General features: G+C 72.9%; 14 protein-coding genes. 5 read left to right on the forward strand and 9 right to left on the reverse strand.

The genetic code is table 11. The features are described from left to right. Entirely contained in the window at positions 1-1,356 is a 1,356-nt protein-coding gene (locus GA0070213_RS27830; RefSeq protein WP_091071095.1) for an aldehyde dehydrogenase family protein, read from the reverse strand. A 105-nt stretch (positions 1,357-1,461) separates the two neighbouring features. Further along, positions 1,462-2,826, reverse strand: coding sequence for a glutamine synthetase family protein (locus GA0070213_RS27835; protein ID WP_091071098.1), 1,365 nt, complete (start codon positions 2,824-2,826; stop codon positions 1,462-1,464). Positions 2,827-2,914: 88 nt separating this feature from the next. On the opposite strand from GA0070213_RS27835, the gene GA0070213_RS27840 reads away from it, so the two are divergent. Then, a complete protein-coding gene (locus GA0070213_RS27840; protein ID WP_091071100.1) occupies positions 2,915-4,093 on the forward strand; it encodes a PQQ-dependent sugar dehydrogenase in 1,179 nt (392 codons plus the stop codon). 18 nt (positions 4,094-4,111) lie between these two features. Here the strand turns inward: GA0070213_RS27840 and GA0070213_RS27845 are convergent, their stop codons facing one another. Continuing rightward, positions 4,112-4,699: a TetR/AcrR family transcriptional regulator gene (locus GA0070213_RS27845; RefSeq protein WP_245716581.1), complete on the reverse strand. Its 588-nt coding sequence runs from the start codon at positions 4,697-4,699 to the stop codon at positions 4,112-4,114. A 157-nt stretch (positions 4,700-4,856) separates the two neighbouring features. Here GA0070213_RS27845 and GA0070213_RS27850 point away from each other — a divergent pair, with 157 nt between their 5' ends. Further along, complete coding sequence (locus GA0070213_RS27850; RefSeq protein WP_091071105.1) at positions 4,857-5,636, forward strand: SDR family NAD(P)-dependent oxidoreductase; 780 nt, start codon at positions 4,857-4,859, stop codon at positions 5,634-5,636. A 28-nt stretch (positions 5,637-5,664) separates the two neighbouring features. Here the strand turns inward: GA0070213_RS27850 and GA0070213_RS27855 are convergent, their stop codons facing one another. The 6 genes from GA0070213_RS27855 to pcaF all read right to left on the reverse strand — a co-directional run bounded on the left by GA0070213_RS27855 (position 5,665) and on the right by pcaF (position 13,489). Further along, positions 5,665-7,236: an amino acid permease gene (locus GA0070213_RS27855; protein WP_091071108.1), complete on the reverse strand. Its 1,572-nt coding sequence runs from the start codon at positions 7,234-7,236 to the stop codon at positions 5,665-5,667. A 248-nt stretch (positions 7,237-7,484) separates the two neighbouring features. Then, on the reverse strand, positions 7,485-8,534 hold the full coding sequence (locus GA0070213_RS27860) for a UbiA family prenyltransferase (protein WP_091071111.1): 1,050 nt from the start codon (positions 8,532-8,534) through the stop codon (positions 7,485-7,487). A gap of 81 nt (positions 8,535-8,615) precedes the next feature. After that, positions 8,616-9,116 carry a DUF456 domain-containing protein gene (locus GA0070213_RS27865; RefSeq protein WP_091071115.1) on the reverse strand — a complete coding sequence of 167 codons (501 nt, stop codon included), beginning with the start codon at positions 9,114-9,116 and terminating at the stop codon, positions 8,616-8,618. Positions 9,117-9,191: 75 nt separating this feature from the next. Further along, entirely contained in the window at positions 9,192-11,342 is a 2,151-nt protein-coding gene (locus GA0070213_RS27870) for a putative bifunctional diguanylate cyclase/phosphodiesterase (protein WP_091071118.1), read from the reverse strand. 6 nt (positions 11,343-11,348) lie between these two features. Continuing rightward, on the reverse strand, positions 11,349-12,167 hold the full coding sequence (locus GA0070213_RS27875) for an SAM-dependent methyltransferase (RefSeq protein WP_091071121.1): 819 nt from the start codon (positions 12,165-12,167) through the stop codon (positions 11,349-11,351). A gap of 116 nt (positions 12,168-12,283) precedes the next feature. Beyond that, positions 12,284-13,489, reverse strand: a complete 1,206-nt coding sequence (gene pcaF / locus GA0070213_RS27880; protein ID WP_091071123.1) for a 3-oxoadipyl-CoA thiolase — start codon at positions 13,487-13,489, stop codon at positions 12,284-12,286. Between the two features lie 111 nt (positions 13,490-13,600). On the opposite strand from pcaF, the gene GA0070213_RS27885 reads away from it, so the two are divergent. From GA0070213_RS27885 to GA0070213_RS27895, 3 genes are all read left to right on the forward strand, one after another. After that, positions 13,601-14,566 carry a glutathione S-transferase family protein gene (locus GA0070213_RS27885; protein WP_091071124.1) on the forward strand — a complete coding sequence of 322 codons (966 nt, stop codon included), beginning with the start codon at positions 13,601-13,603 and terminating at the stop codon, positions 14,564-14,566. Continuing rightward, positions 14,559-15,191: a DUF998 domain-containing protein gene (locus tag GA0070213_RS27890; RefSeq protein WP_091071127.1), complete on the forward strand. Its 633-nt coding sequence runs from the start codon at positions 14,559-14,561 to the stop codon at positions 15,189-15,191. The genes GA0070213_RS27885 and GA0070213_RS27890 overlap by 8 nt, the downstream gene beginning before the upstream one ends. A gap of 264 nt (positions 15,192-15,455) precedes the next feature. Then, on the forward strand, positions 15,456-16,745 hold the full coding sequence (locus GA0070213_RS27895; protein WP_175441534.1) for a dicarboxylate/amino acid:cation symporter: 1,290 nt from the start codon (positions 15,456-15,458) through the stop codon (positions 16,743-16,745). Positions 16,746-16,819 lie beyond the last annotated feature (74 nt).

A 16,819-nucleotide genomic window follows, 5' to 3' on the forward strand; every position in this document is an offset into this window, starting at 1 on the left:
TCACTCCTCGGTGCCGATGAACACGTTCTTGACGTCGGTGAAGGCGTGCAGCGCGTCCGGACCCAGCTCCCGGCCGAGCCCGGAGCGTTTCATCCCGCCGAACGGGGTCCAGTAGCGCACCGAGGAGTGCGAGTTGACGCTGAGGTTGCCCGCCTCGACCGCCCGGGCCACCCGCACGGCCCGGCCGACGTCGCGGGTCCAGATCGAGCCGGAGAGCCCGTACTCGGTGTCGTTGGCGAGCCGGATCGCGTCTGCCTCGTCGTCGAACGGGAGCACCGAGACGACCGGGCCGAAGATCTCCTCGCGCCAGTGCCGGTCGGTCGGGGCGCCGGCGAGCAGCACCGTCGGGGGGTACCAGAAGCCGGGCCCGTCGGGGTGGGAGCCGGTGAACGCCACGTCGGCGCCGTCGACGTACCCGGCGACCCGGTCCCGGTGCGCGGCGGAGATCAGCGGCCCCATCTCGGCGGTCTCCCGGGCCGGGTCCTCCACCCGGAACGCCCGTACGGCCGGTTCGAGCAGTTCCAGGAAGCGGTCGTACACCGGGCGTTGGACCAGGATCCGGGAGCGGGCGCAGCAGTCCTGGCCGGCGTTGTCGAAGACCGAGGACGGCGCGGTGGCCGCCGCCTTCGCCAGGTCGGCGTCGGCGAAGACGATGTTCGCCGACTTGCCGCCCAGCTCCAGCGTCACCCGCTTCACCTGCTCGGCGCAGCCGGCCATGATCCGGGTGCCGACCTCGGTGGAGCCGGTGAAGCAGATCTTGCGGACCGCCGGGTGGGTGACGAACCGCTCGCCCACCACGCCGCCCCGCCCGGGCAGCACGGTGAAGACGCCCTCGGGCAGCCCGGCGTCGAGTGCCAGCTCGGCCAGGCGCAGCGCGGTCAGCGGGGTCAGCTCGGCCGGTTTGAGCACCACCGTGTTGCCGGCGGCCAGCGCCGGGGCGAGGCCCCAGCCGGCGATCGGCATCGGGAAGTTCCACGGCACGATCACGCCGACCACGCCGAGCGGTTCGTGGAACGTGACGTCGAGCCCGCCGGGCACCGGGATCTGGTGTCCGGTGAGCCGCTCCGGCGCGCCCGCGCAGTAGTCGAGCACGTCCCGGACGTTGCCGGCCTCCCAGCGCGCGTTGCCGACGGTGTGCCCGGCGTTGCGCACCTCCAGCCGCGCCAGCTCCTCCAGGTGCGCGTCGACCTCGGCGGCGAACCGCCGCAGCAGCCGCGCCCGGTCCCCCGGCGCCACCCGACGCCACCCCTCGAACGCCGCCGCGGCCCGCCCCACCGCCGCGTCCACGTCCGCCGGGGACGCCGACGCCACCTCCCCCAATCTCCCCCCGTCAACCGGCGAGATCACCTCACCCACGCCGCTCCCCCTTCTCCTCGCCGATCTTGCAGTTGCTGCCCCGACAAAAGCCGCTCATGCCGCACGCCGAGGGCCGCAAGTGCAAGATCAGCGAGGGGCGGCGGGTCAGAGGCGCTCGAAGCCACGCACCAGCTCCCAGTCCGTGACCGCGGCGTCGAAGGCGGCCAGCTCGACCTTCGCGTTGTTGGCGTAGTGGGCCACCACCTCGTCGCCGAACGCCTCCCGGGCCACCGCCGACCCCTGCCAGAGGTCGAACGCGTCGCGCAGCGTGCCGGGAACCCGCTCGGCGGCCGGGTCGTCGTAGGCGTTGCCGGTGCACTCGTCCGGCAACTCCAGTTCGTGCTCGATGCCGTGCACCGCGCCGGCCACCAGCGCGGCGATTGCCAGGTAGGGGTTGACGTCGGCGCCCGGGACGCGGTTCTCCACCCGCATTCCCTGCCCGTGCCCGACCAGCCGCAGCGCGCAGGTGCGGTTGTCGGTGCCCCAGCGCAGCGCGGTCGGCGCGAACGAGCCGGGCTGGTACCGCTTGTAGGAGTTGACGTTCGGCGCGAAGAGGAGACTGAACTCGCGCATCGTGGCGAGCAGCCCGGCCAGCACCCGCTGCCCGGTCACGCTCAGGTGCGCCGGCCCGTCGCCGAGCATCGCCGACGAACCGGCGGCGTCGCGCAGCGAGAAGTGGATGTGGCACGAGTTGCCCTCGCGCGCGTTGGGCTTGGCCATGAACGTGATCGACATACCCTCCTGGGCGGCGATCTCCTTCGCCCCGTTCTTGTAGACGACGTGGTGGTCGGCGCAGGCCACCGCCTCGTCGTAGCGGAAGGCGATCTCGTGCTGGCCGAGGTTGCACTCGCCCTTCGCGCTCTCCGGGGTGAGCCCGGCGCCGGCCATCTCGGTGCGGATGCGGCGCAGCAGCGGCTCCACCCGGGCGGTGCCGAGCAGCGAGTAGTCGACGTTGTACTGGTTCGCCGGGGTCAGCTCGCGGTAGCCGCGCCGCCACGCCTCCTCGTACGAGTCGCGGTAGAGCACGAACTCCAGCTCGGTGCCGGCGTACGCGGTCAACCCGTGCCCGGCCAGCCGGTCGAGCTGCCGGCGCAGGATCTGCCGGGGGGAGGCGACCACCGGGCCGGAGCCGTCCAACCACTCCAGGTCGGCCAGCACCAGCGCGGAGCCGGGCTGCCACGGCGTGCGGCACAACGTGTTCAGGTCGGGGCGCATGGCGAAGTCGCCGTAGCCGCGTTCCCAGCTCGACATCGCGTACCCGTCGACGGTGTTCATGTCCACGTCCACGGCGAGCAGGTAGTTGCAGCCCTCACTGCCGTTCTCCACCACCTGGTCGAGGAAGAACGGCGCGTGGATCCGCTTGCCCTGCAGGCGGCCCTGCATGTCGGTGAGGGCGAGCACCACCGTGTCGATCTCGCCCTCGGCGACGGCGACCCGCAACTGCTCCAGGGAGAACGGCGTTCTACTCATCAGGGGGCCTCCATCACCAAGGTCTACTGGCAAACCGGATCACCGTCAATGCCCCGGTGGGGCCGGGGGCGAAACGCGAGGAGTGCACATGCGTCGTCGGATCGTCGCGGCTGCCGCCGCCGTCCTCGCGATCGGGTTCGGCGCCACCGACGCCCGCGCCGACCGGCAGCCCACCGGTCACCCCGCGGGACCGCTCGTCGCCACCGCCCCGCAGCCGGACCTGGTCGACCTGCGCCCGGCCGGCTTCGAGCGGCACGTCGACAGGCGCGCGGCGGTCGGCTACGACCTGGCGAACCCGCGGGTGGTCGCCTCCGGGCTGGCGGTGCCCTGGGGGCTGGCCTTCCTGCCCGACGGCAGCGCCCTGGTCGCCCAGCGGGATCTGGGCACCATCCTCCGGGTGCGCCCGGGCCGGCCCGCGCAGCAGGTGGCGCGCGTCGCCGACGTGGTCGCCGGCGGCGAGGCCGGCCTGCTCGGGCTCGCCGTCTCCCCCGGCTACCGGTGGGACCGGTGGGTCTACGCCGCCTACACCACCGCCGCCGACATCCGCGTGGTCCGGTTCCGGCTGGCCGCGACGCCCGTCCCGCAGGTGCTCGTCAGCGGCATCCCCCGGGCCACCTTCCACGACGGCGGGCGGATCGCGTTCGGCCCCGACGGCATGCTCTACGTGGGCGTCGGCGACGCCGGGGTACCCGCCCGCGCCCAGGACCTGACCAGCCGCAACGGCAAGATCCTGCGGATCCGCCCGGACGGCGCGGTGCCGGCGGACAACCCGTTCCCCGGCTCGCCGGTCTACAGCTACGGCCACCGCAATGTGCAGGGGCTCGCCTGGGACCGGCACGGCCGGATGTTCGCCACCGAGTTCGGGCAGAGCACCTGGGACGAGGTGAACCGGATCGTGCCGGGCGGCAACTACGGCTGGCCGGTGGTGGAGGGTGTCGCCGGCGACAGCCGGTTCCGGGACCCGGTGGTCGTGTGGCCGCCCGCCCAGGCGTCACCGAGCGGCGCCGCGTTCGCCCGGGGCACGCTCTACGTGGCCGCGCTGCGCGGCACCCGGCTGTGGACGATCCCGGTCGACGCCGCCGGCGAGGTCGGCGTACCGGTGGCGGAGCTGGTCGGGACGTACGGCCGCCTGCGTACCGTCGCGGTCGCCCCGGACGGCGCACTCTGGGTGACCACCAGCAACCGCGAGCCGCGCGGCGTCCCGCCGGCGGCCGACGACGACCGCATCCTCCGCTTCCCGCGCACCCACCCCCAACCCCCGGCCTAGACCCCGGCGCCTCGGCCGTCAGCGTGCCCCGTACCGCGCGACCGTGGTGCGAACGGCTTCCTCCACGACCGCGGTCGTGCGGGCAGGGGTCACCGTCCAGTCCGGGAGCAGAAGGCTCGGCCAGAACAGATAGTTGGAGATCATGCCGAGGAACTGGGTGGCGGCCAGCTCCGGGTCGGCGACGTCTGCCGTTCCCGCGTCGCGCTCGGCCAGGAGATAGATCCGGACGGTCTCGAAGTACGGCAGTTTGCCCTGCGAGAAGTGCGCCCTGGCCAGCTCGGGAAAGCGCGGTAGCTCGGCGATGACGATGCGGAACAGGTCGGTCATCTCCGGCTGGCCCAACAGCGTCGCGTAGCGCCGTCCCAGAACGGTGAGACCGGCCGTCAGGTCACCGGCGGGCGGCACGTCGGCGACGTCGTTCCCGGCCCACGAGTCCCCGACGATGGCATCGAACAATGCCGCCTTCGTCGGAAACTGCTTGAACAGCGTCGCTTTCGACACGCCGGCGCTGTCGGCGATACGGGCCAGTGACGCCCGGTCGTAGCCCAGTTCGAGGAAGAGTTCGGTGGCGGCTCGGACGATGAGCGCGCGCTTCTCCTGCGCCACGCGCTGGTGGTAGGCCGAGGGCGCTGGGGTCATCCGCCCATCATAGAGAGGTGAGTGGGTTGACTCACCACGAGCCGGAGCGTAGCGTCGGCGTGGTGAGTCACTCGACTCACCACCTGCTCCCGGGTGTCGTTCCTCGTACCCCTCGGAGGATCCGATGTCTCGCTTCGCCGATCAGACCGTGCTCGTGACCGGTGGCACCGGCGGGCAGGGGGCCAGCCACGTCCGCGCCCTGCACGCCGAAGGCGCCAACGTCGTCATCACCGGCATCGATGCCGGACGTGGCGCCGGCCTCGCCGCCGAATTGGGAGACCGGGCGCTCTTCGTCCGACTCGACGTGTCCCAGGAGGAGTCGTGGACCGCCGCCGTCGCGGAGACCGAGAAGGCCTTCGGTGCGCTCACGATCCTGGTCAACAACGCCGGGGTGCAGAACCCGCCGGCCCTCATCGAGTCCACCGACCGGGCCACCTGGGCCCGTATCCTCGACATCAACCTCACCGGCACCTTCCTCGGCATCAAGGCAGCCGCCCCGGCGCTGCGGCGCGCGGGCGGAGGAGCGATCGTCAACATCGCCTCCACCATGGGCATCGGCGGCACCGCCTTCTACGCGCCCTATGTCGCCAGCAAATGGGCGGTTCGAGGGCTCACCCGGACCGCTGCCCTCGAGTTGGGCCGCGACGGTGTCCGCGTCAACGCGATCCACCCCGGCGTTGTCGCCACCCCGTTCATCACCGAGCCGGCGGCCGGCAGCGACGCCCCGATCGCCGACTTCTACTCACCCGAACCGTTCGCCGTCCCGCGACTCGGGCAGCCCGCCGACATCACGGCGCTGCTGCTGTTCCTCGTCTCGCCGCAGGCGGCGTTCATCACCGGCGCCGAGTACGTCATCGACGGCGGCCTGCTCCTCGGCCCCGCACTGCAGAAGGAAGCCGCATGAACCCCCGCGAGCCCGCACGGCGAGGGGGTCAGGAGGGTGGGACGGGGTCGGGGGTGTCGTGCTCCTCGACGGTGCGGCGGGGGCCGGTGAACCACGTACGGGCCGACGCGTACCACCAGATCGCGACGCCGAGCAGCACGCCACCGATCGCCAGCGGGGCGTAGTTCACCGCGGTCCAGGAGAAGTCGGCGTTGCCCGGCACACCGGCCGGGACGATCGGCAGCACGAAGTAGACCGAGATGATCGCGATCTCCACCACCGCGATCCAGCCGAGCACCTTGTAGCGCCGGCCGAGCGTCCACGGCCCCGGCACGAACCGGTCGCCCATCCGCAGCCGCAGGAAGATCGGGATGATGAAGGACAGGTAGAGCCCGATCACCGCCACCGACACCACCGCGTAGAACGCGACCGGGATGCCACCGCGCTGGTAGAGCGCGGGCAGGGTGAGCACCAGCCCGGCCAGCGTGGCGCCGATAATGGCGTTGACCGGCGTGCCGTTGCGGTTGACCCTGGACCAGAGCCGCCAGCCGGGCACCGCCCGGTCCCGGCTGAACGCGTACGCCATCCGCGACATCGAGGTCACGCAGCTCATCCCGCAGAAGAACTGCCCGATGGTGGAGATGATGATGACCGCCTTGAAGAAGAACGGGGTCAGCGCGGTCTCGAAGATCGCCCCGGAGAAGCCACCGGCGGAGTTGATGGCGTCGACGTCGGTGGCGGCGAACAGGAACGCGAGCAGCAGGATCCAGCCGCCCACCGCGGAATAGAAGATCGACCGCCACAGCCCCTGCGCGGCGGCCTTCGACGCGCCCCGGGTCTCCTCGGAGACGTGCGCGCAGGCGTCGAAGCCGGTGATCGTGTACTGGGTGAGCAGGAAGCCCAGCGGCAGCACGTAGAACCAGAACGTCAGCCCGCCGGTGTCACCGTCACCGAAGCCGGAGTTGTTGAACCGCTCGGTGAACACGAACCGGAAGCTCTGGTGGTCGTCCGGGACCAGGACCAGGATCAGCACCACCGCGGCCGCGCCGGCCACGTGCCACCAGACCGAGACGTTCTGGAGTACGTCGATGATGTGGTGCCCGTAGATGTTGATCAGACCGTGCAGCGCGAGGATCACCACGAACAGCCCGAACGTCTGGTGCCCGGTGCCGGCCCAGCCGTCGAAGAGCGCCGACAGCGTCAGGTTGAGGAAGGTGGCGCAGCCGTAGTCGACGGAGGCGGTCACCGCGACCAGGCCGATCAGGTTGAGCCACCCGGTGAACCAGCCGTGCACCGGCCGCCCCATCGTCGCCGCCCACCAGTAGATGCCGCCCGCCGTCGGGTACGCCGACACCAACTCGGCCAGGCAGAACCCGATGATCAGGATGAACATCGAGATCAGCGGCCAGCCCCAGGAGATCGCGATCGGGCCGCCGTTGTTCCACGCCTGGCCGAACGTGGTGAAGCAGCCGGCCAGGATCGAGATGATCGAGAACGAGATGGCGAAGTTGGAGAAGCCGCTCCACTTGCGGCGCAGCTCCTGCTTGTAGCCGAGTTCGGCGAGTCGTCGGGCGTCGTCGTCCATCGGCTGCTCGGCGGTCGGCGCGGGCGTCGTGGCCACTGCACACCTCCTCGAGGCGAGTGCTCGCAGTCTGCTCTTCGCCGATCAAGGTGGTCAATACCCGGGCCGGGTAAATGCGTTGTCCCGTCGCTCCGCCGGAGGCATGCTTGAAGCCGTGACCAGGCCCGACCCGACGGGCCGGCGCCGGGCGCTCGGCAACGCCCGGTCCGCGGCGGCGCGCGGCGTCCACCTCTCTCTCACTGATGTACGGCGTTCCGCCGTACCCCGGACGCCCGCGTCGCCGCACCTCACGCCGGGCCGGCGGCGATCCACCAGGTCAGGAAGTCCCCCGCCGGCACCGCGAAGAGCAGGCAGACCCCGGCCAGCCTGGGAATGGACGGCCGGCGCACGGCCACCGCGTAGCCGGCGATCAGCACCGACGCCCACAGGTCCTGCAGGGTCCACGAGTCCCGCCGCACCAGAACGCCCAGGTGACAGCAGACCAGCCACACCCCGGTCGCGGCCGCCCAGAGCGCCAGACCGGCGCGCCGGCATCGGCGCGTACCCCAGCGCACCGCCGCCGTGGTGTCCCCGGCCGCGGTGTCCGCGTCGACGTCCAGCACGGTCGTCGGCAGGTAGAGCGCGGCCACCAGCAGCAGACCCAGCACCGCCACGAGCACCGGATAGCTGGTGACCGGCCGGTGCAGGGACCACCCGGCCAGCGGCGCGAGCACCCCCACGGCGAGCGCGTTGGCGGCGACGTCCAGACCCGGCCGGGTCTTGAGGCGTACCGGTGGGGTGCTGTAGGCCCACCCGAGCAGCAGCACCAGGGCCGTGCCCAGGGCGAACGCCGGCCCGATCGCGGTGACCGTGAGCGCGAGCGCCGCGACGGTGGCCCCGACGTGCCAGCGGAGCAGGTCGGCCTCGGTGAGCAGGCCGATGACCAGCGGCGCGGTCGCCTTGCGCGGGTTGCGGCGGTCGCTGGGCAGGTCGTGCCGGTCGTTGACGGTGAGCACGGCGGTCCACAGCAGCGGCCCGAGCACGACCAGTGCCACCAGTGACCGCGGCAGCGCCGCGGTCGGCGGCAGCCAGGTGCGCGTGGCGAGCACCGACCCGGCGTACGCGGCGGCCCAGCCCAACGGCCAGAACCAGGGCCGGGTCAGGCGCAGCAGCGCCCACGTCCGGGCCGCGCGCCGGTGGACGGCGGGGCGGTGCGACGTCTCGGTCCGGCCGGCCGGTGGGCCGGCGGCGGGGTGCCGCAGCGTCGCGGTGCGGGTGCCGGCTCGACGGGTTGCGGCACGTGGCAGCGCCCGGACGCGGGTCGCTCGCCGGCGGCCCGTCGGGTGAGGGAGGACCATGGGACCGACGCTAGGGACCGGCCGGGCCGGTGACGTCACGCCCGCGGACCAACCGCCTCCCCCGCGACGGGGATCGGCGCGTCAGGCGAACAGCAGGCCGGCCACCCAGAGCGCGCCGATCACCATGCCCGCCATGAACTCGACCAGCATGGACAGCCCGGCCGCCTTGAGCGCCTGCACGGTGGCCGGCCAGGCCAGCTTGTTGCTGCCCAGCCGCAGCAGCTCCGCCCCCCAGATCCCGGCGACGAAGCCGATCGGCAGCCCGATCACCGGGATGACGAAGAACCCGATCACGCCGAGCAGCGCGCCGGCCAGCAGCGAGCGGGTGGGCACGCCGGTCCGCTTCAGGTTCCGCCCCGGCCAGAGGTACTTGACCACGGTGCCGCCCGCGGCGACCACCGTGGCGGCGGCCAGCACCGCCCAGCGGCCCGCGCCGGCGTCGCCGAACAACGCCCACACCAGCACGCCGCCCCAGCACAGCGGCAGCGCCGGCAGGCCGGGCACCACCACGCCGGCCAGCCCGGCCAGGATGGCGAGCGCGGCGACCAGCGACACCACGGCCTGCGAATCGGTCAGACTCACCGTGTTCCTCTCGTCGGTGCGAACTGTTAACAGGGGGCCCCGCCTCTACCGAAAGCGTTAAGCGGGGGCCCTTCCTTACCCCGCGAGGCGGGCGCGGATGGCGTCGGCGGGCATCGGGGGGCCGAACCAGCGGCCCTGGCCGGTGTCGCACCGCAGCGCGCGCAACCGTTCCGCCTGCACCTCGGTCTCCACCGCCTCGGCCGTCACCGACAGCTCCAGCGCGTGCGCCAGCCGGACCAGCGCGTCCACGATCCGCTCGTCGCGGTGGTCGGCGACCGCGTCCGCGCCGTCGCCCCGGATCCCCTCCACGAACGGGCCGGCCAGCTTCACGCAGTGGATCGGCAGGCGGCGCAGGTAGGCCAGGTTGGAGTAACCGGTGCCGAAGTCGTCGATGGCCAGCCGCAGGCCGAGGCCGGCGAGCTGGTGCAGCGCCCGAAGCGGCTCGCCCGCGCTGCCCATCACCGCGCTCTCGGTCAGCTCCAGTTGCAGCAGCTCCGCGGGGAGGCCGCTGTGCTGCAACGCCTCGGCCACCGTCTCCACGATCGCCGGGTCGTCGGCCTGCCGGGCGGCCAGATTCACGCTGACCACGGGCGTGGTGTCCGGGTGGGCCCGCCGCCACGACTCGGTGTCCCGGCACGCCTGGTTGAGCACCCAGGCGCCGAGCCGGACGATCAGGCCGGTCTCCTCGGCCAGGCCGATGAACCGGTCCGGCCCGAGCAGGCCCAGCTCCGGGTGCTGCCAGCGGACCAGCGCCTCGACGGCCACCATGGTGCCGTCCAGCAGCGAGACGATCGGCTGGTAGTGCAGCACGAACTCGCCCCGGTCCAGCGCGGCGGGCAGGTTCGCGGCGAGCGCGGAGCGGGCGATGTCGGCGGCGCTGCGCTCCGGGTCGTACACCGCCCAGCGGCCCCGCCCCTCCGCCTTGGCCCAGTAGAGCGTGGTGTCGGCGGCCTTCATCAGCTCGCCGACGTTGGTCTCCGCCGCCGGGCAGTCCACGATGCCGATGCTGGCCGAGACCGCGAGCTGCTGGTCGGCGACCTGCACCGGGGCGGAGACCGCGGCCAGGGCCAGCTCGGCCACCTCCACCGCGTCGTCGAGGCCACCGCCGGAGTCGACCAGGATGACGAACTCGTCGCCGCCCATCCGGGCCACCACGTGCCCACGGCCGGACACGCAGTCGCTGAGCCGGCGGGCGATCACCTGGAGCAGCCGGTCACCGAGGTCGTGGCCGAGGCTGTCGTTGACCGCCTTGAACCCGTCCAGGTCGATGAAGCAGAGCCCGACGCGCTGCTCCGGGTCGGCCGCGTCGAAGACGTCGCCGAGCTTCTCGAAGAACAGCGTCCGGTTGGGCAGGCCGGTCAGCGGGTCGTGCAACGCCTGGAAGCGCAGCCGCTGCTGCAGCTCGTACCGTTCGGTGATGTCCTCGATCATGGCGACGGTGAACCGTGGCCGGCCGTCGTCGTACCGGATCAGCGAGACGGCCAGGTCGGTCCAGACGACGCTGCCGTCCTTGCGGTAGTAGCGCTTCTCCACCCGGGCGCTGTCCCGCTTGCCCTCGATCAACTCCTGGTAGACCTCCCACATGCCGGCCGCGTCGTCGGCGTGGGCCAGCGCCGACACGTTCATCCGGCGCATCTCGGCGACGGTGTAGCCGAGCATGTCGGCGAAGGACTGGTTGACCTCGATGATCTGCCCGTCGACGCCGGCGATGCCGATGCCGATGGCGGCGCCGGTGAAGACCGCCCGGAAGCGGGCCTCACTGTCCCGCAACGCCTGCTCGACGGTGTCCCGGGCCTGCCAGGCGGAACGGGCGATCCGCTCCTGCTGGCTGAACACCCGGTCGCGCAGCGCCCGGGCGAACCCGGCGGCGAACGCGCCCTGCACCAGGACGAGGCGTTCCCGCAGCTCGGGCCCCTCCGGCCGGGCCGGCAGCACCCACTGCAGGAACCGGTCACCGAGCGCCTGCACCGACCAGTCGAGCACGCCCGGCTCGGTGAGGTGCGCCTCCACCAGGGCACGCCCCACCTCCTCCGCCGGGCCGGCGGAGAAGGTGGGCGCCAGCAGGGCGCGGGCCAGTCGTTCGGTGAGCGGCACCAGCAGGCGCTCGGTCTCGGCCGCGCTCATCGGCACGAACCCGATCCGCCGCACCGCCCGGGCCCACTCGGTGGCGTACGCCACCGCGCCGGGCCGGCTGAAGTCACCCCCGTCGTGCTCCGGGGCGCGCACGTCGGCTCACCCGGCGGCGCGGTCGTGCCGGGCGACGCCGCCGAACGCCCCGAATCGCTCCGGGTGCTCGTCCACGTCGGACGGCGAGTCGGGCCGCCACAGCGGCATGTGCACCACGCCCGGTTCGAGGATCGTCCAGTCGCCGAAGAACCCGCTGATCTCGGCCCGCGAGCGGAGCGTGATCTCGGTGGCGGTACGCGCCGACAGCCGCTGCGCGTCCAGCATCTCCTGCGGCTGGTCCTCGAACGTGGAGTGCGAGATCACCAGGTAGCTGCCCGGTGCGGCGGCGGCCCGGAGGGTGGCCAGGACCTCGGCCGGCCGGTCGGCGTCCGGCAGGAAGTGCACCACCCCGGCGAGCAGGATGCCCACCGGCCGGTCGAAGTCGATCAGGCCGCTGGCCCGGGCCTGGTCCAGGATCAGCTTCGGCTCGCGCAGGTCGGCCAGGATCGCGACGGCCCGGTCGTTGCCGGCCAGCAGCTCGCGGCTGTGCGCCACCGCGACCGGGTCGATGTCGACGTAGACGATCCGCGCCTGCGCGTTCGCGGCCTGGGCCACCTCGTGCACGTTGCCGACGGTGGGAATGCCGGAGCCGATGTCGAGGAACTGGTCGATGCCGGCGTCGAGCAGCACCCGGACCGCCCGGCGCAGGAACTCCCGCCCGGAGCGCATGGTGGCCGCCAGGTTCGGTGTCATGGCCGCGATCTGCTCGGCGAGCTGCCGGTCGATCTCGAAGTTGTGCGCCCCGCCGAGGAAGTAGTCGTAGACCCGGGCGGCGCTCGGCCGGGTCAGGTCGATCTCGGCGGGAAGTCCGTCCGGCGTCTGCATCGCTCGGTCTCCCAGGTCGTCACCCGCCACGAGGGGCGGATCATGTGGTCCAGCCCACTCTATGCGCGGACGGCCAGGTACGGGAGATCCACTTGTCGCGATGCCGCCGGTCGGTCTCAGGCGGCCGACTCCAGCAGCAGCGAGATGCCCTGCCCGACGCCGACGCACATGGTGGCCAGCGCCCGCCGGCCGCCCCGCCGACGCAGCTCCAACGCGGCGGTCAGCGCCAGCCGGGCGCCGCTGGCGCCGAGCGGGTGGCCCAGCGCGATCGCCCCGCCGTTGGGGTTGACGTGCTCGGCGTCCTCGGGCAGACCCAGCTCGCGCAGCACCGCCACGGACTGCGCGGCGAACGCCTCGTTCAACTCGACCACGTCGACGTCGGCCGACGCGAGGCCGTGGCGGTCGAGCAGCTTGCGGGTGGCCGGCACCGGCCCGATCCCCATGATCCGGGGCGGGACACCGGCCGCCGCCGCGCCGCGTACCCGGGCCAGCGGGGTGAGGCCGTAGCGGTCGACGGCCGCCGCGGAGGCCACCAGCAGCGCCACCGCGCCGTCGTTGACGCCGGAGGAGTTGCCGGCGGTGACCGTGCCGCCGTCGCGGAACGGGGTGGGCAGCGCGGCGAGCTTCTCCAAGGTCGTCTCGCGCGGGTGCTCGTCGACCTCGACCAGCTTCGTCTCCCGCCTGCCCGCCGGCACGGTGACGCCGACGATCTCCTCGGCCAGCCGGCCGTCGGCCTGCGCCTTGGCGGCCCGCTGCTGCGACCGGTACGCGTACTCGTCCTGCGCGGCGCGGCCGACGCCGAACTCGGCGGCCACGTTCTCCGCCGTCTCCGGCATCGAGTCGATGCCCCAGCCGCGCTTCATCAGCGGGTTCACCAGCCGCCAGCCGATGGTGGTGTCGTAGACCTCGGCGGTGCGGGCGAACGGCGTGGTCGCCTTCGGCATGACGAACGGCGCCCGGCTCATGCTCTCCACGCCGCCGGCCACCACCAGGTCGGCGTCGCCGGCCACGATCGCGCGGGCGGCGGAGGCGAGCGCGTCCAGGCCGGAACCGCAGAGTCGGTTGACGGTGCTGCCCGGCACCTCCTCCGGCAGCCCGCCGAGCAGGGCGGCCATCCGGGCCACGTTGCGGTTGTCCTCGCCGGCCTGGTTGGCGCAGCCGAGGATCACGTCGTCGGTGCGGGCCCAGTCGACCGACGGGTGACGTGCCACCAACTCGCGGATCACGTGCGCGGCCAGGTCGTCGGGGCGGACCCCGGCGAGGGCGCCGGCGTACCGGCCGATCGGGGTGCGGACTCCGGCAACGAGGTAGGCCACGGTCATCGCGCGCACGTCCTTCGAGGGGTGGGAAGGGCTCGGTCGGCGGGCCGCCCGCCGGGTCACGGGGGCGCCCGGCGCCAGGATATCCGCGCCCGGAGCGGATAGGTTGGCGGCATGGCCGGGGCCCAGTTCAGCGCAGAGACCAGTGGTGGCGGCGCGTTCGTCCGCCAGCCCAACCGGTTCACCGGGCGGGTCACCCCGCACTCCACCTCGCCGGCGGGCGGCGGGCCCGACGATCAGGGGCGCTGGCCGTTGGAGGCGGGCCGCTACCGGCTGATCTGGTGCCGGGCCTGCCCGTGGGCGCACCGGGCCCGGATCGTGCGGAGCCTGCTCGGCCTGGACGAAGTGATCTCGCTGGGCACGGTGGACCCGATCCGCGACGAGCGGGGCTGGCGGTTCGCGCTCGACCCGGACGGCTTCGACCCGGTGCTGGGCATCGGGTTCCTCTCCGAGGCCTACCTGTCCACCGACGCCGACTACACCGGCCGGATCACGGTGCCGGCGCTCGTCGACACGCTGACCGGTCGGGTGGTCACCAACGACTACCCGCAGCTCACGCTCGACCTCTCCACCGAGTGGCGACGGTTCCACGCCCCGGGGGCGCCCGACCTCTACCCGGTCGAGCTGCGCCCCGAGATGGACGCGCTGATGGCGGAGATCCACACCGACGTCAACAACGGTGTCTACCGGTGCGGCTTCGCCACCTCCCAGGAGGCGTACGACGAGGCGTACACCGCGCTCTTCGCGCGGCTGGACGCGCTGAGCGAGCGGCTCGCCGGCCGGCGCTACCTGATGGGCGACACGATCACCGAGGCGGACGTGCGGCTGTTCACCACGCTCGTCCGCTTCGACGTCGCCTACCACGGGCACTTCAAGTGCAACCGGCAGAAGCTGACCGAGATGCCGGTGCTCTGGGCGTACGCCCGCGACCTCTTCCAGACGCCGGGCTTCGGGGAGACGGTGGACTTCGACCACATCAAGCGGCACTACTACGCCACCCACGACATGATCAACCCGACCCGGATCGTGCCGCTCGGTCCGGACCTCGCCGGCTGGACCACGCCGCACGGGCGTGGCTGAGCGCACCGCGCACCGGGTCGCCGCCGCCGGAGCGGCCGGCTGCGTGGTGGCCGGCGCGGTCGCGGTGACGATCGCCGTCGTCGCCGGCCCGGGTCCGGGCCCGACCGGGTACGTCAGCGAGGCCGGCGTCACCGACAGCGGGTACGCCGGGGCGTACCGGATGGGGATCTTCACGCTGGCCGCGGCGCTGCTGCTGCTCGCCGGGGCGCTGCCGGCGGTGGCGCGGGCGGCGTCCGTGCTGCTCGGCGTCGGCGCGGTCGCCACCGTGCTCTCCGGCACGGTGACGTGCAGCGCCGGCTGCCCGCTGCCGCCGTTCGAGGCGGCCACGGTGGCCGACCTGGTGCACGGCGGGGCCAGCATCGCGGCCACCGCCGCGGTGGTGTTCGCGATGCTGGCGCTGGTCTTCTCCCCCGCGGTCGGTGTCGCGCTGCGGCGGATGGCCGCGGTCGGCGCGGCGCTGGCGTTGCCGCTGGCCGGCGCGGTCGGGCTGGCCATGTTGCTGGTGGGGCGCGGCGCGCTGGTGGGGGTGCTGGAGCGGGTGTTGCTGGCGGTGACCGCCGGCTGGGGGCTGGCCACCGCCGTGGTGCTGGTAAGGCGGGGCCCCCTGTTAACGCCTGAGCGATAGGCGGGGGCCCCTTTTAACAGACGGGTGTTAACACGGGGCCCCTCCTTCCCTGCGGGGCGGTGTAAGGGGCGTCACGGGGAACGGTCCTTCCGTGCGGCGGGGCACGGGAGTAGCGTGGGCCGACGATGACCAATGTCTGGTGCCTCACCGAGCGCCTGTACGTCGATCTCCGACGGCAGGCCAGCGGCGTCTGTCCGGCCTAGCTCCGCTCCCGACGCCCCCCTTTCCTCCCCAGACCTTGGACCCGCCCTCATGGCTTCCGCCCTGCGCAAGATCCCCTTTTCCGTGCAGATCCTGCTCGGCCTCGTGCTCGGCGTGGCGCTCGGCTTCCTCGCCCGCGCCAACGACCTCGCCTGGCTCACCAGCACCCTCGACACCGTCGGCGGCCTCTTCGTCCAGCTCCTGAAGCTGGCCGTGCCGCCGCTGGTCTTCACCGCCATCGTGGTCAGCGTGGTCAGCCTGCGCGGCGTGGCCAACGCGGCCCGGCTGGCGCTCAAGACGCTGCTCTGGTTCGGCATCACCGCGCTGATCGCGGTCTCCATCGGCATCGGCATCGGCCTGCTCACCGACCCCGGTCGCGGCGTCAACCTGAACCCGGCCGGCGCCGAGGCGCCGAAGACCACCGGTTCCTGGATCGACTTCCTCACCGGCATCGTGCCCACCAACCCGGTCGGCGCGTTCGTCGAAGGCAACGTCCTGCAGATCGTCTTCCTCGCCCTGGTGGTCGGTGCCGCCGCGCTGCTGGTCGGCGAGCCCGCCGAGCCGTTCGTGCAGTTCAACCGCTCGGTCCTGTCGATCGTGCAGAAGGCGCTGTGGTGGGTCATCCGGCTCGCCCCGATCGGCACCCTGGGCCTGATCGGCAACGCCGTCGCCTCGTACGGCTGGGACCTGCTGGCCCCGCTCGCCAAGTTCACCACCGCCGTCTACGTCGGCTGCGCCCTGGTGATGTTCGTGGTCTACCCGGTGCTGCTGGTCGCCGCCGGCCGGCTCAACCCGCTGCGCTTCTTCGCCGGCGCCTGGCCCGCGATCGAGCTGGCCTTCGTGTCCCGCTCCTCGGTGGGCACCATGCCGGTGACCCAGCGTTCGGTGGAGCGCCTCGGCGTCCCCCGCGAGTACGCCTCCTTCGCGGTGCCGTTCGGCGCCACCACGAAGATGGACGGATGCGCGGCGATCTACCCGGCGCTCGCCGCGATCTTCGTGGCGCAGGTGTTCGGCGTGGACCTGGGCGTCACCGACTACCTGCTGATCGCGTTCGTCTCGGTGGTCGGCTCGGCCGCCACCGCGGGCCTGACCGGGGCGATCGTGATGCTCACGCTGACCCTGAGCACGCTGGGCCTGCCGCTGGCCGGCGCCGGCCTGCTGCTGGCGATCGACCCGATCCTGGACATGATGCGTACCGCCACCAACGTGACCGGGCAGGCCGTGGTGCCGACCATCGTGGCCGCCCGGGAGGGCACGCTCGACCGGGCCGCGTACGACTCGGCCGGCAAGCGCGACCTGATCGAGCCGGTCGAGCCGGCCGAGAACGAGCGGCTCGCTCCCGTACCCGCCTGATCCCACGCCCTTCGGGTGCGTTTCCGGTCGCCGGGGCGACCGGGAACGCACCCGAAGTCATGACCGGAGGAGAA

Origin of the sequence: Micromonospora humi (genome assembly GCF_900090105.1) — a bacterium.
Lineage (GTDB): Bacteria > Actinomycetota > Actinomycetes > Mycobacteriales > Micromonosporaceae > Micromonospora > Micromonospora humi.